Raw genomic sequence first — 18,050 nt, forward strand, 5'->3', positions numbered from 1 at the left:
ATGCCTGGTCACAGAAATGTGAACTTTGGGTTCGCGGGCTGCCCTAACCTAAAAAAGCCCCCTTTCGGAGGCTTACAGCTCTTGCACTCTGATTATCCGGGATAGATCACGCTTTATTCTGACTTCGGAGCGGAAGTATCCGGTTCTGGTTCGGCGGGACGGCGTAGATCATAACTACGGGCAGCCCACCAGATGCTGCCGGTAAACAACACGATGAGACCCAGAATAATGGCAAAACGCCAATCGCCTGCCTTGAAGTTAAGCTGGAGTACGGTCAATACCAGGGCAACCTGGGTCCAGACCAGCGTTCTGCGGCGAAAAGCGGCAATATTCCCGGCCATCTTCGGCATGCTGCGGATGATGCGGTAGGCAATGAAGACCAGGATCAGGGCAAAAATTGCCGTGCCGGCCAATTCATAAGAAGTGAAAGCTTGCATGGGTTCCATATCCTTTCGGTATCCCTTAAATTCTTTCGAGTGTATCATATCATAAAGTTGCGGATTTCATCTGCAGGGAGCGGCTTGAAGAAATAAAAACCCTGAATGTTGGGACAGTGGTGTTTAATCAGAAAGTCAGCCTGTTCCGCGGTTTCGACTCCCTCGGCAATCAGATCATAATTCAGCTGTGAAGCTACGAAAACAATGGATTTTATAATGGTCTCATCAATCGTGCTGATCCCGATGCCTGAAATGAAGGTCCGATCAATTTTGATCTTGTTGACGGGAAAATGCTTCAAATAATTCAGCGAGGAATATTTGGTGCCGAAATCGTCAATGGACACCTTGATCCCGCAGTCGCGCATTTGCTGAAGCAGTGGGAAATGTTCTTCCAGTAAGGCTGTGCTTTCTGTAATCTCAAATTCCAGCACCTCTGTATCCAATTGATATTGGTCCAGTACAGCGAACAAATCCTCAATGAGATTGCGGTTGTAAAAACAGCTGTTGGAGATATTGATGGACGTCCGCAGCAGCGCCAGCCCTTCTTCCCTCCAGCAGCGGAGCTGGCTGCAGACCTCCCGCAGGACCCAATCCGTCAGCTGTGTCATTAATCCGGCTTCCTCTACCGCAGCAATAAAGGTGCCGGGGCCAATCAGCCCCTTTTCAGGATGATTCCAGCGGATCAGGGCTTCCATGCCAATCATTTCGCCGCTGATAGCGTTGATCTGGGGCTGGTAATGAAGCACGAACTCTTTACGCTCCAGTGCGGTATGCAGGTATTTAGAGATCATTTTTTGCTGCTCCAGCTTCTCCCGCAGCTCCTGGTTAAAAAGGAAATAGCCAGCTTTCTCCTGCGACTTGGCCTGATACATGGCGATATCGGCGAATTTCAACAGATCCTCTTTATTCCGCGAGTGTTCCGGGTAGAGGGAGATTCCTATGCTGGTCGACATGCTGATCTGAGCCCCCTCAATCTCAGCTGTCTCTGCGACCAGCTCACTGATACGTCCGGCTATGACAGGGATGTCTTGCTGGGGCAGGTTCGCATACAGCATCACGAATTCATCACCGCCTGTGCGGGCGAAGTGAGTGAAGGGCAGAATGCCGGTATTCAGCCGCTGAGCCATGGTCTTGATGACCTGATCCCCCGTAAAATGGCCAAGGGAGTCGTTGATTTCCTTGAATTTGTTGAAGTCGAAAAAGAACAGGGAGTAGGTCTGTCCGGGCTTTGCAGATTGCAGCAGGCGTTCAAATTCATCCATGAAATACCTGCGGTTCGGGATTTCGGTCAGTGGATCGAAATGGGCCAATCGCTCATACATCCGTTTGGACTCACGAAGGTCGTGGGTCCGCATGTTGACCATCCGCTCCAGTTCACGGTTAAAGCGGCTTTGATGCCAATAAATATAGACAATAAAAGCAATGATCAGGAGGAAGGCAAGATCTATCCAGAGTACACCCAGCAGCAGCTCTAGTCTTTTGTGGGGCTGAATGGATACACCCATCAGCCAGTGCTGGTTATAGAGCTGGACGGGTACAGTGATCTGCTTGTGCGGATCGGGAGGATTCAGTTGCCCAAACAAAAAAGAGTGATCTTCTGTAGTCACATACACTTCCGTGTTTTTGTGCGTGAATTCATTAAGAATGTCATCTACGCGCACAGTGACGGAGACAATACCGGCCAGGGCATCCCCGTTAAACAGAGCTTGCCGGATCACCATGCCATATTCGCCTTGAGCCAGCGTCCGGGGCCCATCAATGGTAATGCTGTGGGAACGGATGGTTTCCTGGACGAGACCCGGTGTTGACAAGGAGGCATCCAGGAACAGACTTTTATTGAGAATGGCTGAATTGCCGTCCGTTGGGTAGTAGTAACGGATCAGGCCATCCGGAGCCACTGCGATATTCATAACATTTCCGGATTGGTTGTATGCATTTTGCAGGTAGTTGTTGATGACGGAAGGTTCTGCATCGAAGCCAACCGTTTGCATAAAAGAGCTGACGCCCCTTACAATCGAGATTCTTTCTTCCATGTTCGAGGTCAGCATCAAGGCCTTGGAGGATAGATCGGCTTTTTCAGTCCGGTATTCGCGGTCCACCGATAAAGAGTAGTAGTAGAACAATGAGATCTGCAGAGCGAGCGAGAAGACAAGGATGATTGTTAAAGGCTTTTTATTGATGAAAGCCATGAATTGCCTCCAATATCAAAAAAATAGAAATGTCGATATTTGTCGTAGTCAAGTTGAATATAGCATGGCACTTTTGGGGCCTTTGTGCAAGAGGATTCTTAATATTTCTCTCTACAATCAACAACGGATAAGTGCGCTGCTGCCAAAAGGCGGTCAGGCTCTTATCCGTTGTTGTTAAAGTGTAATGTATGGGATCACATCGGGTGATGGATTATTTCTTGAAAATGCGTAGCGGAGCGCCTACCGGCAGGAAACTGCGTCCAAAATGGGCATTCAGTACAGCTGCGCCGCAGCCATAAAGAGAAACAATGCCAATGGCTAGCTCAGACCAGGCAGCCAGCTTATGAAAGGATTCAGCAGCAATGCCAAAGGAATCAAAAGTCAGACCCAGAAACAGAAAGTCAATCAGGATAAAGATGATCAACAGCACTCTGTTGGCTTCAACGGCTCCAATCGTCATGAACAGGGTGAAGATCAAATAACCAAGAAATACAAAACCGAGCTGTTTGGTATCTACGCCGCTGGACAGGGTCTCCCCGAATACGCCGAGCTTGATCAGCCAGCTGCCGGCCATGCCGAACCAGAAAAAGGCGTAAGCGGCAAAAGCAGTCATGCCGAACGTATTATTGTGCTTGGCATCCTGAATGGCTGCGAACAGCTGGGCAAACGCGCCAAGAAAGATAGCCCAGGGAATAACATAGCTGAGTCCTGTAGTGATTTCGAGCTTTTGCGAAGAAGCGACCAAGGTGACGATAGCCAGTCCAAACAGGCCGATGGCGCTAGGGTCGGCACTGACGATTTTGACAGACTGGGTAGGTTGGGATTGCGCTGACATAACAGTTAAAGCCTCCTGTATTTAAGTGAAATAGTGCTCATAACAACAGCACCCTCAAAGAGGGCGCTGCCGCAAGCTTGCCTATCATATCATATCCCCTTGAACTTGCCTATAATCTTATCCTCATTTATTTCGGAAGAGGGGACCGGTCTGCTGATAAAATAGCCCTGCAGCTCATCGCTCCCGAGTCTGCGCAGAATATCGAATTGTTCCTGCAGCTCAATGCCTTCCGAGACTACCTGCAGCCCGAGATTGTGGGCCAGCTCAATAATGGCGTGAATCACCCGCTCATCCTGATGTTCCGGAGTGATCTCGGCGATGAAGGAGCGGTCGATCTTAATAATATCGACCGGGAAGCGCTGCAGGTAACTTAAGGAAGTAAAGCCTGTGCCGAAATCGTCCAGCAAGATCCGGAATCCGGCTGATCTGAGCGCTTGCAGGGATTGGGCAATGGTATCGCCGGATACCAGAATGCTCTCTGTGATCTCCAGCTCCAGACTTGCCGGAGGCAGATCAAATTCGTGCAGCAGTTCCTGGAGCGTCTCCAGCAGTCCAGGCTGCATCAGCTGTATGGCCGAGATATTGACGGCAGCGCTGAGGGCCAGACCTTCGGCACGGAAATGGCGCAGGTCGGAGCAGACCTGCCGCAATGCCCACCGGCCGATGCCTAGAATAGAACCGCTGGTCTCAGCCAGCGGAATGAACTCCGAAGGAGGAATTCTTCCGTAAGTGGGGCTGGTCCAGCGCAGCAATGCCTCCACTTTGGACACTTGAAGGGTGTGTGAGGACAGGATCGGCTGGTAGTACACCTCAAACTCCTCATTGCTGGCAGCAGAGAGCAATTGTTGGACCAGCACCTTCTTGCGCCGCACGCTTTCCTCCAGCTCCTCGGAATACAACATGACGTTGTTGCGTCCGTTCTCCTTCACCTGAAGCATGGCAAGGTCGGCCTGCTTGACCAGAGCATTGGCATCTTCGCCATTCTGAGGATAGAAGCTGACACCGATACTGGCCGTATTGTACAGAAGATGACCATGAATCGGGTGAGGGGCTGCCAGGGCTTCCTGTATCCGGGTCAGCTCGGCGGCAAAATGCTCCGTATCCGCAGAGACGCCCGATAGAAGAATTGTAAATTCATCGCCGCCGAGCCTTGATACCACATCATGCGGGCCAACCGTCTGTTGTAACCGGCGTGCCGTTTCCTGCAGCATCGCATCGCCGAAATCATGGCCCAGGGTGTCGTTGACAGTCTCGAAATGATCGAGGTCAATGAACAGCAACCCAATTTGCTCTCGACTGGCCCTGGCGGAAGTAATGACTTCATTCAGCCGGGCAAAAAAGAGTGAGCGGTTGGGCAGCTGGGTCAGCGGGTCCAGCAGGGCCTGCTGACCCAGTTTCTTTTGTGCATGCTCCAGTGAAGCAAGCATCCGGTTAAACTCGTGCTCCACATCACTGAATTCATCGGTACCGGAACTGTTGATCCGGATCGACAGGTCCTGACTGCTGCCAACGGACCGGATACTTCTGACGAGTGTAGAAATCCGCCCCAGAATATAGCGGTTGACAAAAATAAGAGTGAATATACACATCAGCAGGATGCTGACAAAATAGAAAAGCCGGTAGCGGATGATTGACGCAAGCCCGCTTTCGTAGATTTGACGCGGCTGTTCCAAGGTAATGACAATACCAGGTTCGCCGAACAAATCATTGACCATCGTCTGAACGGACATTCCTTCACGGGTGACTGAGGTCGACCAGGAGCCGTCATCCGGGATGAGGTTGAGGAGTGCCGGCGATACCGGCTCTATCCAAAGCCCCAAGGCAGTGCCTTGCCCAATTCGCGTGAGCTCCTGGCGGTCCAGCCATCTTCCCGCAATGGCCGTTCCGCTTGCAGGCTTGTTCCGGGCCGTATCTACTATAGAGGTAACTGTAATCAGCATAGGTCTGTCTTTGAGCAGGACAACCCCTGATCTGGCGTTGCGCTGATCGGGGACAGGCGGCAGACTCTTGATCCGCGAATACAGCGCCAGCAGCTCGGGAGTGGGAGCGGTTACGGTTCGTGCCAGTGAATCGTACAATCCTGCATACACCGGCTGCCCGGACTTGTTCAGCAGCCCGAGCACATCGAAGTGATTGTTTTTGTAGGTGGAACTATCAAATATAGCTGTCGCGGAAGGGTCCTCCACCTGGATAAGCTGCGTAGCCGTGTCTGCTAGTTGGTAGACTTCCTCGTCGGTGGAATAGTTCAACAGATGACTTGAAATCGTCTGCAAGTCCTCCTCATAAGAATAGAGGACGGTCTTAAGCTTGTTGTACAGTGCAGCTTCATCCAGATGCTCGAACCGGTTCAGCAGGATAAAATGCAGCAGCAGGTAGGTAACTCCTAAGCCGAATATTGCAATAAGCGTAACAAATATAATGATCTTTTTGCGCAGCTTCATGGTGCTCTCCTTCATAGTAATAGACTCTCAAGGAAATAAGTACCAGCCAGGATAGTGTACCATGTTCAGGTAATAATTTGCATGGCGAATCTCGCCCGGTTGTCGAAATTTGATGTATAATAGTTACTGATAATTATTATCAGATGAATTTTAATTATTTTGAGGAGATAAGCCTACAGATGAACAAATGGACCTTATTTAAGAAAGCTTCCCGGTTTGGAGTTATTCCCGTTATGCTTATACCGATTGTCCTGGGCAGTGTGGGGGCTTATGTATGGGAGGGGACATTCCATCCGTTTTTATTTGGTATCACCTTTATTGGAGGTGCGGCAGCACATTTATTCTCTAATATGGTAAATGATCTCTGGGACTTTCGCAACGGAACGGATGTGGAAGCGGAGCGTACGCCGGATATCGTCACTACAAACTCCGGATTTCTCTCCCGCGGTGTGCTTTCCGAGCGGACCTTTGCAGCTCTGACCTGGAGCCTGCTGGCTGTTGCGGTATTATGCGGCGCCCTGCTCAGCGTATACAGCGGGAGCGAAATTCTCTGGTTTGTAGCCGCAGGCGCTTTGATTGCCTATTTCTACGTAGCCCCTCCGCTGCGGTTTGGGTATCGGGGCATGGGCTACAGCGAGGCGGCCATCTTCGCCGCCTTTGGACTGATGCCCGTACTCGGTTCCTATTTTGTCCAGACAGGGCAATTCAGCATGAAGCCGGTGCTGCTCTCTCTACCCGTAGGCCTGCTGACGACTTTGTTGCTGTTCAACCATCACTTTTTGCACTGGAAAGCAGACCAGCAAGCAGGAAAACGGACACTGGTAGTGGTATGGGGGGAGCGCAAAGCGCTTGTATTCTCGCGGATATTGCTCTATTTATCCTATGCCTCGCTTGTGGTATGTGTACTGCTGGACGTCCTTCCGTTCTATGCGCTGCTGGCCCTGCTGACGGCCATCCCGCCAGTCCATGTCTATCGTGGCCTTCAGCAGCATAATGCATCACCGGCTTATTTGCCGCTCATGGGAGCTTCGCTGCAGGCCTCTGTACGCTGCGGAGCGATTATGGCGGCCGCTTTGCTGGTACAAGCATTTATCTGAACAAATCCATCCCCTGAAAGAGAGTGATTTCATGGACAAGCAAATGACTATCGGTGATTTTCATACGATTTTGGCGGAAGGCGAAGTCTGGAAGACAGGGGGGTTCACCCTGCCGGACGGTACCTTTTGGGCTTACCGGGAGCCGGAGGCGGTTGTTATTGTCCGCAATGGCATGCTGTATGTCCGCGCACAGCTGACGCGTCAGAACAACCAGGTCCAGATTCTGGATAATGCGAAGCATATGTACTACTCAGTGCTGCCTGTGGAGGTTCCGGAGGCAGGCGAGATCAGCTTTGAACTGCAGATCCGCTGCCGCACCCAGGGGACAGCGCCCGGGGATTTGTATGACGGGTATGTTTCCCTGAATTTGCTCGACTTTACAACCGGTGCTGCGCTTGATTTTTTTGCCGGAAATGATACCTATGCCAGTGTATACGGAGTGCTGCCCTTCCCGGGCGTGAAGGTTCCGGACAGCGGGGGCACCAAATATTTCTGCATTTTTAAGGAAGATACGGATTTCAAGCCGCGTGAATTCAACACCTACCGGATTACGTATCACCGTGGCAATGATGAGGCCGTCTTTTATGTGAATGGCCGGGAAGTACGCCGTGAACGCAATGTGCCGCTCAAGCTGAACAGCTTCACCATTGCACTGGGCATTATGACTGAGAAGGATCTGACGCCTGAAGGCAGCGTGTCGGCGCACGGGCAGACGGTTATTGCCGAATGGTCCCCGATAACAGTAACTACTACTGAACAGTAGAAGCAGGTCCAATTGACGATAAGGGTGAATGGCTGTGAATGCGAGGATTTTTTTGAAGTTTGTGGAGCTGCCTACGAAGGTGGCAAGTATGATTCCATTCCTGCTGGGATCGCTGTACGCTCTGTACAGGTTCGAGGATTTTCATGTCCTGCGGTTTGGATTGATGTTCGTTTCCCTGCTGAGCTTTGATATGGCGACAACGGCGATCAACAATTATTATGATTTCAAAAAAGCGGCCAAAAAACACGGATATGGCTATGAAACCCATAACCCGATCGTCCGCTATCAATTGAAGGAGCCTGTGGTGGTAGCGGTCATTGTGATTCTGCTTGTACTCGCTGCGGGCGGCGGGCTCGCGTTAGTCGCGCAAACGGGATTACTCGTGTTTGCCCTTGGAGGATTGTCCTTCCTGATCGGCATTCTCTATTCCTTCGGGCCGATTCCCATTTCCCGGATGCCGCTCGGGGAGCTGTTCTCGGGGCTGTTCATGGGATTTGTCATCATCTTCATCTCCGCTTATATTCATACGGAGAATACCGTTGTTGCCCTGCTTCTTCAGGAAGGCTGGGTGAAGCTGCAGATCAACATTGTCGAGGTGCTTTACCTTTTCTGGTTCTCGGTACCGGCGATCCTGGGGATTGCCGGTATTATGCTGGCCAACAATATCTGTGATATGGATGATGATGTGGAGAATCGCAGATATACGCTCCCCGTCTATATTGGACGCACTCATTCGCTCCTCCTGTTCAAGCTGCTCTACTATGTATCCTATCTGGATCTGGTGGTCCTGCTGCTAATCGGTGTACATCCTCTGCTGATTCTGTTGATTCTATTGACGCTGATCCCGCTGCGCCGCAACATATCCTTGTTTACTGCGAAGCAGGAGAAGGCAACAACCTTTATTCTGGCCGTCCGCAATTTCGTGGTTATGAGTGCAGCGCGGATTGTGGTATTGGCCACGGCGGTGCTGATGCAGAACCTGATATAGACAGGACTTAAGGAAGACAGGGTAGAATCTGTAGCGGGGTTTATATACAATAGTAAGCAGTAACTTGAATACGGCTACGGAAAGAGGTGCACCTGTGATGCAAAAGCTTCGTTGGGGAATTATGGGCTGTGCTCAAATCGCCATTGGTTCGGTGATGCCGGCCATACAGGATTCAGAGCGTGGCGTGATTGCGGCCATTGCCAGCCGGGGGCTCGAGAAGAGCAGCGCAGTTGCTGCTGATTTCGGGATTGAGAAGGCCTACAGCAGTTATGAGGAGCTGCTGGCAGATCCGGAGATTGATGCTGTGTATATCCCGCTGCCGAACCATCTTCACCGGGAGTGGGTTATCCGCGCGGCAGAAGCAGGCAAGCATGTATTGTGTGAAAAGCCGATTGCACTGGACAGCCGCGAGGCTGCCGAGATGGTGAAGGCCTGCAAGGAGGCGGGGGTTCATTTGGCGGAGGCCTATATGTACAGGCATCATCCGCGGATTGCGGAATTGCAGGAAATCATCGCTTCCGGCGAAATTGGCGAGCTGCGATCCATCCGGGGAACGTTTACTTACAACGATGCCGAGGATAAGAGCAACATCCGCTTCAAAGCGGCATGGGGCGGCGGCTCGTTGTATGATGTGGGCTGCTACCCGCTGAGCGCGGCGCGTCTTTTGTTCGGGACGGAGCCTGAGGCGGTGACCGTTCACGGTATTTTCTCTGCGGAGCATGACAATGTGGACATGATGGCTTCCGGGCTTGTGGAATTTCCCGGCGGCGTAAGCCTGATTTTTGATTGCGGCATGTGGGCGTTCAACCGCCAGCTGCTGGAGATTCTCGGCACAGAGGGACGGATTGAGGTTCCGATGCCTTTTAATGCCCGTGAAGATGACGCCGAGTTTTTTGTGTATACCCAGGAAGGGGTCCGTCGGGCCAGAGCCACGGGGGCGAACCCTTATGTCTGCCAGGTAGATAACTTTGCTGCAGCGGTGTTTGAAGGCAAACCGTTATTCGCCGCCGAAGATATTGTGGTTAATATGAACCTGATTGAGACCTGCCTGGCTTCGGCCAGACAGCGGAAACGTATTAGTATGAATTAGGTAGATTTAACTATGACAGAGCAGCGATTCTCCCGTTTACTTGAGGATCGCTGCTTTGCATTTTTGGTCATGGGCTGATTAGCCAACCGCCTCTTTATTGGAGTCAAACATAACTTACTTTACGCCATCCCGGGTGCCCCATGAGAGGCAAAAATGCCTCTCTTTTCGTCCCCGAGAGGCATTTTGAAATGATTGGTCGGAACTTCTATTTTAGCAAATATTTCCTATTATGGTTTTAAGGAAGGTTTAGCCGCTTTTGCCGATTAAACAGCGGAGAGGACGGAACGACCCAAGCAACGGTCCGCTCGCGGAGCACCCGCATTAAGTGCTAATGTCTAACCAACTCGAAGGGGTTTCCCAGCAGCCATTTCATGGCTAATGGGAAACCCCTTTTTTGTCGTGACGGGTATTTCGGTAATCACCGCTCATGGCTTATGCTGCGGTGTCCTTGATTTTTATATTGCACTCAAAGCAATCTCATCTTCATCCCCATCGCGGTTAAACGCTTCACGGTCGAATTCGCCCTCCGAATTGGCGACGAGCAGAGCGGTAACGGCCGTTCCGGTCGCATTTACGGCGGTGCGGCCCATGTCAATCAGCGCTTCCACACCGGCGACAATGGCAATGCCTTCAAGCGGCAATCCAAGCGCGGTCAGTACTACCGTAGTGGAGATAACGGCTGGACCGGGAACACCGGCTACTCCGATGGAAGAAATAATGCTTACGAGGACCAGAACGATATAATCCGTTACCCCCAGTGGAACTCCAAATACCTGGGAGGTGAATACGGCGACAATGGCTGGCCAGATGCCGCCGCAGGCATTGAAGTTGACTGAAGCCCCCAAAGGTGCCACGAAACTGGCAATTCTCGGAGAGACATGCAGTCTTTTGGTGATAACCTCCAGATTGACCGGGAGAGTTGCGTAGCTGCTGCGGGTTGTGAAGGCGACAGTTACGGTCGGATAGATTTTACGGAAGAAGCGCAGAGGATTCACCTTGGCTACAAAGAATACCAAACCGCCGAAAATAAGCACAAAATGAATAATCATGGCCACATATGAGGTGATGATAATGCTGCCCAGTTCCTGCAGAGTCTCCCAGCCGTAACGCGCTGAAATGGCGGCGATCAAGGCGAATACACCATAAGGTGTCAAGCGGATGATGAATTTAACCACCTGATGCAGCACCACGGTAAGGGATTCAATGATATCCCGCAGCGGCTTCACGGCTTCCGGTTTCCTGGAGCCGACTTTGATAATGGCTACCGCCAGAAAAATGGCGAAAATCAACAGCGGCACTACCTTGCCATTCGCAGCTTCATTCACCGGATTGGAAGGCACAAGGTCAAGGATGACCTGCGAGAAGGTCGGGATCTCGCGAGCGGCAAAGTCGGCCGGTACGTCTTGCTGGATGCCTTGGCCCGGATTGAACAGCAGCGCTATCAGCAGCCCGATGATCGCGGCTATACCGGTGGTGCCCAGGAACCAGGCGAAAGTTTTGATACCGATTTTGCGCAGGTACTCCAGATTGGTTAAAGAGGCAATGCTGTTCAAGACCAGGACAAACACAAGGGGAACAACCAGCATGCGGATCAGGCTGATATAGATGCTGCCGAAGGTGCTGATGGCTTTGGTCTCAAGCTCCAGCTGCTGAAAAATAATCCCCACAATAAGTCCAATTCCAAGCCCCGTCAGGACCCGGGCTCCAAAACCTACCCGTCTGCGGGCCAGCAGGAACAATGCGGCAAACACGACGATGGAAACTACAAATCCGTGCCAGTTGGTTTGAATTGCAGACAGCAAATTATTGTCTATAGTGTCCATGACCAATAAAACCTCCTAAACCCATTAATTTAGTTTGAATAATGGTTAATGATACCAATGTATAGATAAACATTATGATTGTCAATGAAATAATATGTAGGAAATGAATCGGAACTTGCTGCACTCCGCTGTCTTGAATCTCACTGCGCAATCCGGCGAAGTTTGATAGAATAGGAAGATATAGGAAATATAACGCGTGGAAAGGGAAGAAGGTTGAAGTTTCTGCGTTTGAAGGGAGAGCATGAAATGAAACATGAAGAAGAGCCGGTCATAGCGATATCCGGGTTATGGATGAACTACACAGACCGCATGGTCCTGCGGGGGATTGATCTTAAAGTATACCGGGGACAGATCATTGGCTACATTGGCCCGAATGGGGCGGGGAAAAGCACAACGGTTAAGATTATGCTGGGTCTGGTCGAGGGTTATAACGGCAAGGTGGAGATCTTTGGCAAGGACATCACGGAAGGCGATGTTTCCTATAAGCGGAGGATTGGTTATGTGCCGGAAGTAGCTGAATTGTACGATAGCCTGACGGCCAGAGAGTATTTGAGCTTTGTCGGCGAGTTGTATGGAATGAACCGGACCGATGCGGATGACAAAGCAGAGAGGCTAATGGGTCTGCTCGGCCTGGAAAAGTCTTATGATGTACGTATTTCTTCCTACTCCAAAGGGATGAAGCAGAAGGTGCTGCTGATCTCCAGTATGCTGCATGATCCGGATATTCTGTTTCTGGATGAACCGCTCAGCGGGCTTGATGCCAACAGTGTCATGGTGGTGAAGGAGATATTTGCCTCGCTTGCCGCCAAGGGCAAGACGATCTTTTATTCCTCTCATATTATGGACGTCGTTGAGAAAATCAGCAGCCGGATCATTCTGATCAATGGAGGTGAGATTGTGGCGGATGGAACCTTCGCGCAGCTGAAGGAGAAAAGCCGCGAGGGATCGCTGGAAGAAATTTTTAATCAATTGACGGGGTTTGATAAATATCGCGATATCGCCGGCGAGTTTGTGGCGGTTATTCAAGGAGGGGACTCTCATGAATAACTTTCTCGTACTTCGGCTGCTGGATAGGCTGGAGGGCGGATTCCGGAGAATCGGTGTGGACTACAGGGTGATGCGGAGTATTTTACAGATGAAGCTGACCATGGACGGGCGAAGAACACCCACCGTATTATCGGGTTCCCAGCGGAAGGATGAGAAGAAGGAAGGCTCACCCTTCCGGGTTCAGTGGATGTATGTGCTGATGGGTGTTCTAATGATCATGTTCATTCTGCCCCAAGATCATTTTATGCTGCAGATGAGCCTAATTTTCAGCATTACAATGTTTATGATTACCACCACTCTGATTTCCGATTTCTCTTCGGTCATGCTTGATCTGAGGGATAAGAACATTCTGTTCTCCAAACCGGTCAACCGGATTACGCTCAATATGGCCAAAAGCATTCACATTCTGGTTTATTTATTAACCTTGACGTTATCCTTGACGGGCCCGACCCTAATTGTCTCCTTATTCCGGCACGGGATTCTTTTTTTTCTGCTGTACGCCGGGGAGATTATTCTGATGGACTGTTTTATCCTGGTCATTACTGCTTTACTCTACTTGCTGATCATGAAATTTTTTGACGGGGAAAAGCTCAAGGACATCATAAACTATGTGCAGATTCTGTTGACTATCGGGATAACGGTAGGTTACCAGCTGGTTAGCCGGTTATTTAACCTTGTTGAGCTAAGCGGTGCCTTCAAGCCCGCCTGGTGGCAATATTTCATATCCCCGGTCTGGTTCGCCGCGCCGTTTGAGATGCTGTTCGCGGGAGGGAGCGGGCAGAGTTATGTGCTGCTGACTGTGCTCGCCCTGTTGGTTCCGCTGCTGCTGATTGCTGCTTACGTCAAGCTGATGCCGCTGTTTGAGCAGAGCGTACTCAAGCTTGCCGAGCAAGGCACTGGAGGCAAAGAGAATGGCCGGTTGGCTGACTTTTTGTCCAGAAGAATATGCCGGAGCCGGGAAGAGGGGATGTTCTTCCGGTTTAGCTGGTCCATGATGAAGAAGGAGCGCGATTTCAAGCTGAAGGTGTATCCGTCTCTGGGATTCTCCATTGTGTTTCCGTTTATCTTTATTTTGAATCCTGTGTTTACCGGCAATGCAGCTATGCTCAAAGATTCAAGGGGCTACCTGTTTATATATTTCAGTGCAATGATGCTGCAGACCATACTGCTGATGCTGCGTTATTCCGCCAGTTACAAAGGAGCCTGGATCTATAGGGTCATCCCTCTTCCGGGAACGGGCCCGATCTATCGTGGCATGCTCAAGGCCGCCTTGTTCCGGCTGCTGTTGCCGTTATTTCTGGTGGAGGCGGTTCTGTTCATCTGGTTGTTCGGCATACACATTATTCCGCAATTAGCGGCAGCCTTGCTGTCACTGCTGATCTACGCAGTCCTTTGTTTCAGGATTTTGCCGCGGGCCTTGCCCTTCTCGGAGAAATTTGAGGCAGTTAAGCAGAAGGATTTTACTGCCAGTTCGTTTATTCTGCTGTTCATTCTCGCGGGATTGGCAGGCGTCCATTATATCTTTACCTTATTCCCGGCAGGAGTCTACGTTTATTTACTTATACTGGTCCTTGCCAATGCTCTGATGTGGAAAAGGACATTTGTGTAAAAAGTCCCGAGAACCGGTCCAAAAACGTCATGGAATGACTGATTGTGACGGTAAATATGGAGTTTTCATGCCGCAGGCAAAAAAAGCCTCCAAGTTCCAGTATTTACTTAGACAGCCTGACAGATACAGGGTAGAATACACCTGGAGTTGCTTCTTAAGGACCACCATAATCTTTACGCACTCTTCCATTTATCCGATTTTCGTGTATAGATTCATACTTGAGAAATACGCTTAGGAATACGATTTGAATATAATTGATGAAGAGGTCGTCCTATGGATCAAATGGAAATTCACTTTGAATTTTGGATCGTTGTACTGGCTATTGTGTTTGTGGCGGTTGTCGTCCGTTCGGCACTCAGGCAGCGGAGGTTATGGCAGTTATCCGGAGAGACATCGCCGCGCCTGCGGCTTTGGGGCTGGGGAATTCCGCGGCGCCATATTCTGGAACGGCTGGCTTACCATGACCCCCTGACGGAGCTGCCGAACCGCCACGGGCTCAATCAGTACTTTAAGGAAGACTTTTTTGGTGCTGCTGCGGGTGCTGTGTTTTTTGTGGATCTGGACCGTTTTAAATCGATCAATGATACGCTTGGCCATGATATCGGCGATATGCTGCTGCAAGAGGTTGCCAGCCGATTAAAGGAAGTTGTAGGTGCAAAAGGCAAGGTCTTTCGGCTCGGTGGTGACGAATTTCTGATTGCTTTGCCCAAATGCCCGCTTGCGGAAGCGGAGGCAGTGGCGCAGCATATTCTGCAAGAGCTTAAGAAGTATTACAGCATTCAGGGGAATGAGCTGTATATCACTGCCAGTGTGGGCATCAGTCTGACACCGGCGCATGGTCTCGACCGGTCGGCATTGATGAAAGCTGCGGATACTGCGCTCTACACGGCAAAGGACTCGGGAAAGAATAAATTCAGTGTCTTTGACCAGGAGATGAACCGCCAACAGCTGCGGCGGATGTCGCTGGAGAAGGATCTGCGCAAAGCGTTGGCCTGCTCGGAGTTCACGGTAGTCTATCAACCCAAATGGGACTCGTTCCTGAATGTTGCCGTCGGCTTGGAAGCATTGCTGCGCTGGAAGCATCCGGAGCACGGACTGGTCTCGCCAACTGAATTCATTCCGATTGCCGAAGAGACCGGGCTGATTGTTCCGATTACTTACTGGATGCTGAAGGATGTATGCAGCCAGAACAGGCTCTGGCATACGGAGGGAGTGGCTGCTGTACCGGTCTCCATTAATATGTCGGCCAGAATGTTTGAAAACGGCGGTCTGTATGACGCCGTTGAGGAGGCGTTGACCTTCTCGGAACTCGAGGCGCATTTTCTGGAGCTGGAGATTACGGAGTCGATTGCCATGAATAATATGGAAGAGACTGTAGCCCAGTTGTCGAGGCTTCGTCTGCTGGGGGTCAGGGTATCCTTGGATGACTTTGGCACCGGATTCTCTTCGCTGGGCAACCTTGATGAAATTCCGGTCAATACGCTTAAGATCGATCAGGTGTTCATCCGCAAGAGCAGAATGCATTCCAAGAAGGCGATCATCAGCAATATTATTGCCATTGCCGGCAATCTGAATTTGGAGGTTGTCGCGGAGGGCGTGGAGACACCGGAACAGATTGAACTGCTCCAATCCCTGGGCTGCCGGGTAATGCAAGGGTATTACTACGGAAGACCGATGCCAGCGGGTGAGCTTGGCGAATGGTTCATAGCCAATGCAGCGGTATCTTGAACCTGAAGAGCACATCGCAGGTGCTGCAGTCACAAAAGGCAGGCCCGGGGAACCCCCTTGGCCTGCCTTTATTCATGCGCTTTACACCTGCGCTTTACACCCTCGCTCTACACCTTGAACCGCTCTACAAGAACCTGCAGCTTCTCCGCCAGCGCGGAAAGAAAGGCGGCAGAAGACTGCACTTCCTGCATCGCGGCCAACTGTTCCTCGGAAGCGGCCGATAAGGTCTCCGCACCTTCTGCCGTCTGATTGGAGACACTCACGATGGCCTGGATGGTCTGGACAAGGCTGGTGGAGAGAAGCGCCAGCTCACGGACGGTAGCGGAAATTTGCTGGCTCTGGAGGGCCATCTCGGAGATGGACAGCTCAATCTCCGAGAATGAACGGCCTGCGGACTGTATCATGTCCTTGCCGTGCTCCATTTCATGGGTCGAACGCTTCATCGTCTCTCCGGCCTGGTCCATCTGGTTCACGATCAGATGCAAAAGTTCACTGATTTGTCCCGCCGAATGGCCCGATCTTTCAGCCAGCTTGCGCACCGACTGGGCAACAATGGCGAACCCTTGGCCTTCTTCCCCCGCCCGGGCTGCTTCAATTGCAGCGTTGAGCGACAGCAGATTCGTCTCTTCGGCGATGCCGGCAATGGTGCTGACAATGTTCTCGATTTCTTTGGAGTGGCCCGAAAGATCATCTATGATGTCTGACAAGTCGGAGATGCTGCCGCTTACGATATCCATCTGACCGGTGGTGGAAGCCATCGATTCGCGGCCAGACCGCGCTTTGTCTGCATTATTGGCGGCATCATTCATGGCCTTGTCGGCATGATCGGCAATGCTGGTGATGAATTGGGACATGTCCTGGAGAGCTTTGTAGCCGCCTTCCAGATCCTGCAGCTGGGTCTGTGCCCCATCCGCAAGTGTAAGCATCACATGAACACTGTGTTCGCCTGCCCTGTTCGTCTCCTCTGCACTGGCAGAGAGCTGCTGGGAGGAAGAAGCTACAAGCATCGAGGTGTCATTGACCTGTGCAATCAGGCTCCGCAGATTCAGGGTCATCTCATTGAAGTCCCGGGCCAGGGTTCCGATCTCGTCTTTGCCGCTGAACAGAATCGGATCATGGGTGAGATCTCCCTGTGCCACCAGGTTGACCGAACGGGAAAGTGTGGTCAGCGGGCTGACCATCCGGCGGATCAGCAGGTAGGCAGCCAGAATGGCGGCGGCCAGGATCGAAGCGCCAATCACAAACGGCTGAACGATGATATCCTGCGTTCGTTCCTGAATCAAGGGCCCGTCAAAATTGATCGCCATTAATGCAATGATCGGTTTGGACGGGTCGTGATCCTGATAGATGGGGCCGTAGCCGGTCTTGAGGGAGGTTCCTTCGTATGTATAGACTTTCGAGTAAGCGGAGTGCTTCATTTCAGTAATCATGTCTTTAACCTCTTCACTGAAATAGAAAGAATCTCCTGCACTATACCCTCTTGCTTTGAAGCTGGCATCTGCAGCCAGCACACGGCCGTCCAGCGACAGAATAAAAGCCTCCTTGAAGATCGGTTTGTGTGCCACAATCCAACCGATACGGTCTTCAATGGCGCTTAGCTTGCTGCTGTCTCCTGCAGAGAGGGCAGCTATGTCTTCCGGGTCGATCAGGCCGGTTGTGATGTTGGCGCAGCCTACCAATTCAATGCCGGCCGCTTCGTCCACCTGATGATATGCGGCACGGTAACCGAAGTATCCTATGGATGCCCCCACCACCAGTAAGACAATGAGCATCATCCACGTTAATTTTGTTGCTAATTTCATATTTCCTCCACCAGTCCCCTGACAAATTAAATTCATTTTCGTGAACCGCTGTTCACTGCTACGATTATAGCGCAACGTTGTGGGTAGAGCTGTGGCAAGAAATAGGCAGAATTGTGTCGAAAAATGGCTGTTTAGTGAAGTGGACAGGATACGCTTGGTATGGCTGCCGCCGGGTCATTGAAAAGGCAGCGGTTTCAATGG

At 51.1% G+C, this 18,050-nt stretch carries 13 protein-coding genes; 7 read left to right on the top strand and 6 right to left on the bottom strand.

The window, feature by feature from the left end; translation table 11 throughout:
• Positions 1–113 precede the first annotated feature (113 nt).
• From IEY53_RS23550 to IEY53_RS23565, 4 genes are all read right to left on the bottom strand, one after another.
• Entirely contained in the window at positions 114–446 is a 333-nt protein-coding gene (locus tag IEY53_RS23550) for a hypothetical protein (protein WP_189029387.1), read from the bottom strand.
• A gap of 35 nt (positions 447–481) precedes the next feature.
• Positions 482–2,626: a bifunctional diguanylate cyclase/phosphodiesterase gene (locus IEY53_RS23555; protein WP_189029388.1), complete on the bottom strand. Its 2,145-nt coding sequence runs from the start codon at positions 2,624–2,626 to the stop codon at positions 482–484.
• Positions 2,627–2,837: 211 nt separating this feature from the next.
• Positions 2,838–3,461, bottom strand: coding sequence for an acetate uptake transporter (locus tag IEY53_RS23560; protein WP_189029389.1), 624 nt, complete (start codon positions 3,459–3,461; stop codon positions 2,838–2,840).
• 89 nt (positions 3,462–3,550) lie between these two features.
• Complete coding sequence (locus IEY53_RS23565) at positions 3,551–5,917, bottom strand: putative bifunctional diguanylate cyclase/phosphodiesterase (protein ID WP_189029390.1); 2,367 nt, start codon at positions 5,915–5,917, stop codon at positions 3,551–3,553.
• Between the two features lie 164 nt (positions 5,918–6,081).
• Here IEY53_RS23565 and IEY53_RS23570 point away from each other — a divergent pair, with 164 nt between their 5' ends.
• From IEY53_RS23570 to IEY53_RS23585, 4 genes are all read left to right on the top strand, one after another.
• Complete coding sequence (locus IEY53_RS23570) at positions 6,082–6,999, top strand: prenyltransferase (RefSeq protein ID WP_189029391.1); 918 nt, start codon at positions 6,082–6,084, stop codon at positions 6,997–6,999.
• Positions 7,000–7,030: 31 nt separating this feature from the next.
• Entirely contained in the window at positions 7,031–7,762 is a 732-nt protein-coding gene (locus IEY53_RS23575; RefSeq protein WP_189029393.1) for a DUF6081 family protein, read from the top strand.
• A 34-nt stretch (positions 7,763–7,796) separates the two neighbouring features.
• Entirely contained in the window at positions 7,797–8,750 is a 954-nt protein-coding gene (locus IEY53_RS23580; RefSeq protein ID WP_189029437.1) for a 1,4-dihydroxy-2-naphthoate polyprenyltransferase, read from the top strand.
• A 94-nt stretch (positions 8,751–8,844) separates the two neighbouring features.
• On the top strand, positions 8,845–9,840 hold the full coding sequence (locus IEY53_RS23585; protein WP_189029395.1) for a Gfo/Idh/MocA family protein: 996 nt from the start codon (positions 8,845–8,847) through the stop codon (positions 9,838–9,840).
• Positions 9,841–10,295: 455 nt separating this feature from the next.
• Here IEY53_RS23585 and IEY53_RS23590 read toward each other — a convergent pair whose 3' ends face one another.
• A complete protein-coding gene (locus IEY53_RS23590) occupies positions 10,296–11,663 on the bottom strand; it encodes a dicarboxylate/amino acid:cation symporter (RefSeq protein ID WP_189029397.1) in 1,368 nt (455 codons plus the stop codon).
• 246 nt (positions 11,664–11,909) lie between these two features.
• Here IEY53_RS23590 and IEY53_RS23595 point away from each other — a divergent pair, with 246 nt between their 5' ends.
• The 3 genes from IEY53_RS23595 (at position 11,910) to IEY53_RS23605 (ending at position 16,047) form a co-directional block, all read left to right on the top strand.
• On the top strand, positions 11,910–12,710 hold the full coding sequence (locus IEY53_RS23595) for an ABC transporter ATP-binding protein (RefSeq protein ID WP_189029399.1): 801 nt from the start codon (positions 11,910–11,912) through the stop codon (positions 12,708–12,710).
• The gene (locus tag IEY53_RS23600) at positions 12,703–14,319 is read left to right on the top strand and encodes a hypothetical protein (protein WP_189029401.1); all 1,617 of its coding nucleotides are present in this window, start codon (positions 12,703–12,705) and stop codon (positions 14,317–14,319) included. Before IEY53_RS23595 ends, IEY53_RS23600 begins: the two co-directional genes overlap by 8 nt.
• Before the next feature lie 273 nt (positions 14,320–14,592).
• The gene (locus tag IEY53_RS23605; protein WP_229696305.1) at positions 14,593–16,047 is read left to right on the top strand and encodes a putative bifunctional diguanylate cyclase/phosphodiesterase; all 1,455 of its coding nucleotides are present in this window, start codon (positions 14,593–14,595) and stop codon (positions 16,045–16,047) included.
• Positions 16,048–16,154: 107 nt separating this feature from the next.
• Here IEY53_RS23605 and IEY53_RS23610 read toward each other — a convergent pair whose 3' ends face one another.
• Positions 16,155–17,849: a methyl-accepting chemotaxis protein gene (locus IEY53_RS23610; RefSeq protein WP_189029403.1), complete on the bottom strand. Its 1,695-nt coding sequence runs from the start codon at positions 17,847–17,849 to the stop codon at positions 16,155–16,157.
• Positions 17,850–18,050: the final 201 nt, after the last annotated feature.

The organism is Paenibacillus albidus, assembly GCF_014644435.1.
Lineage (GTDB): Bacteria > Bacillota > Bacilli > Paenibacillales > Paenibacillaceae > Paenibacillus_AQ > Paenibacillus_AQ albidus.

Coding starts and splice junctions, on each gene's coding strand:
- IEY53_RS23565 (WP_189029390.1), bottom strand. CDS start 5,917: ATGAAGGAGAGCACCATGAAGCTGCGCAAAAAGATCATTATATTTGTT.
- IEY53_RS23570 (WP_189029391.1), top strand. CDS start 6,082: ATGAACAAATGGACCTTATTTAAGAAAGCTTCCCGGTTTGGAGTTATT.
- IEY53_RS23560 (WP_189029389.1), bottom strand. CDS start 3,461: ATGTCAGCGCAATCCCAACCTACCCAGTCTGTCAAAATCGTCAGTGCC.
- IEY53_RS23555 (WP_189029388.1), bottom strand. CDS start 2,626: ATGGCTTTCATCAATAAAAAGCCTTTAACAATCATCCTTGTCTTCTCG.
- IEY53_RS23590 (WP_189029397.1), bottom strand. CDS start 11,663: ATGGACACTATAGACAATAATTTGCTGTCTGCAATTCAAACCAACTGG.
- IEY53_RS23610 (WP_189029403.1), bottom strand. CDS start 17,849: ATGAAATTAGCAACAAAATTAACGTGGATGATGCTCATTGTCTTACTG.
- IEY53_RS23600 (WP_189029401.1), top strand. CDS start 12,703: ATGAATAACTTTCTCGTACTTCGGCTGCTGGATAGGCTGGAGGGCGGA.
- IEY53_RS23550 (WP_189029387.1), bottom strand. CDS start 446: ATGGAACCCATGCAAGCTTTCACTTCTTATGAATTGGCCGGCACGGCA.
- IEY53_RS23605 (WP_229696305.1), top strand. CDS start 14,593: ATGGATCAAATGGAAATTCACTTTGAATTTTGGATCGTTGTACTGGCT.
- IEY53_RS23595 (WP_189029399.1), top strand. CDS start 11,910: ATGAAACATGAAGAAGAGCCGGTCATAGCGATATCCGGGTTATGGATG.
- IEY53_RS23575 (WP_189029393.1), top strand. CDS start 7,031: ATGGACAAGCAAATGACTATCGGTGATTTTCATACGATTTTGGCGGAA.